Raw genomic sequence first — 1603 nt, forward strand, 5'->3', positions numbered from 1 at the left:
CTTGAGCGCCTTGATCCGACACACGTTGCCTTCCACACGGCCGGAGCTCCACTCCAGGGTGAGCCCGGCGGTCACCGCGTCGAAGTCCTGGCGCAACCCGCGGACGAAGCTCTGCACCGGCTGCATCTCGGTCGCCTCGGCAGTGGCCAGCCACGCCTCCAGGTCCTGCCCCTTTTTCTCCCGCATCATCGTGGCGAAGGAGCGCACGCACCCGGCGACCCGGTCCAGCTCCGGACAGCGGCCGAGCAACTCCTTCAGCTTCACCTCCTGCTTGGGCTTCAACCGGCTGGGCAGGCTGGTGATCAGCCCCGTGGCCTGGCGGACGGTCAGCGCCTCGGGCGCCGGTGGTGCGGGCCGCCCGCTGCTCCGGAGCGGCTCAAGGTGGCGGCGCACGGTGCGTTCGCTACCTTGGTAGCCCTGCTCACGGATCTCCGCGCATAGCCGGACCGCGTCCGTGCGCCCCTCGTTCCACCGTTGGTGCAGGTAGGCCAGGTAGGGCTGGATGAGGGTGCCCCGGCGGCCCTCGCCCACGGGCAGGTCCTGCGGGGTCGGGGCGTGCGCGTAGCGGCGGACGGTCTTGCGGTCGAAACCCAGGGCATCGGCGATCGCTGAGATACCCAGTCCCTTGTCCAACAGGGCGTGTACCGCGGTATGTCGTTCTCGCCTTTGAGCAGCCCGAACCCCTTCCATCGCTGCCGGGGCCGGCGTTGGCTCCGTGTCGGTCTGCGCGGGTTCAGCGGCTGGTTCGGCGAGGCAGTCGCGGTGGGCGGCCACGCACTTGTCGACCGCCTCGCACAGGTTTTTCCACAGGTGGAAGCGGTCCGCGACCTGCACCGCCTCGGGTGCGGCGGAACGGACGGCCTCGGCGTAGGCGCTGGCCCGATCCCGGCACACGATCTCCACCCCGGGGTGGTCGCGCAGCCAGGCAGCGAAGGTGTCGGCCGTGCGGTCGGGAAGGACGTCCACTCGGCGGCCGGTCTCCATGTCCAACAGGATCGTGGCGTAGACGTGGCGGCGTTTGAGGGCGAAGTCGTCCACCCCCAGGACACGGGGAACGCTGCTGGGCGGCTCATCGGGCCGGGCGTGCAGAATCCTGATCAGGGAGTTCGGGCTGGTCGGGGCGCAGAGCGTGCGGGCCAGGCGGGCTCCGGGACGTCCGACCAGCGAGAGCGCGATGGCCTCCAACGCCTGGTGGTGGTGGGGTGTGCGGCGGGCGTAGGGGCGGGTGAGTCCGTCGACCTGTTCGGCGAACGTGCGGCGTTCGCACGCGGTGCTGGCGCAGCGGAACCGGTGGACGCGCAGGTGGATGGTGGCGGGCTGGCCGCCGATGGGGGTGTCCTGGAGTCGGCGCTGGTAGTGGCCGTGGACGTGGGCGGAGACGGTTCCGCAGTCGGGGCACGGAGCCTGGCGGGTGGCCGTTGAGGCCTCGATGGTCAGCTCGCCGCTGCTGGCGGTCACGGTGTCCACTCGGACATCACGCAGATGGGGCAGGAGCGTGCGTAGGGGGTCGTAGTCACACGAATCGACATCCTGACATCGGTGCTCACTCCGTGTGGCGGCTTCACAGAGATTGGATCAGAGCCAAACACACTGGCCATTGACA

Annotated in this window: 1 protein-coding gene; it reads right to left on the reverse strand. The window is 69.9% G+C overall.

What is annotated here, in order from left to right; translation table 11 throughout:
* The coding region (locus PWG71_RS28580) for an ISL3 family transposase (RefSeq protein ID WP_274813181.1) at positions 1-1458 on the reverse strand (1458 nt) is incomplete at its 3' end.
* Between the last annotated feature and the right edge of the window lie 145 nt (positions 1459-1603).

This window comes from Nocardiopsis sp. N85, from assembly GCF_028882275.1.
GTDB classification, from domain to species: domain Bacteria; phylum Actinomycetota; class Actinomycetes; order Streptosporangiales; family Streptosporangiaceae; genus Nocardiopsis; species Nocardiopsis lambiniae.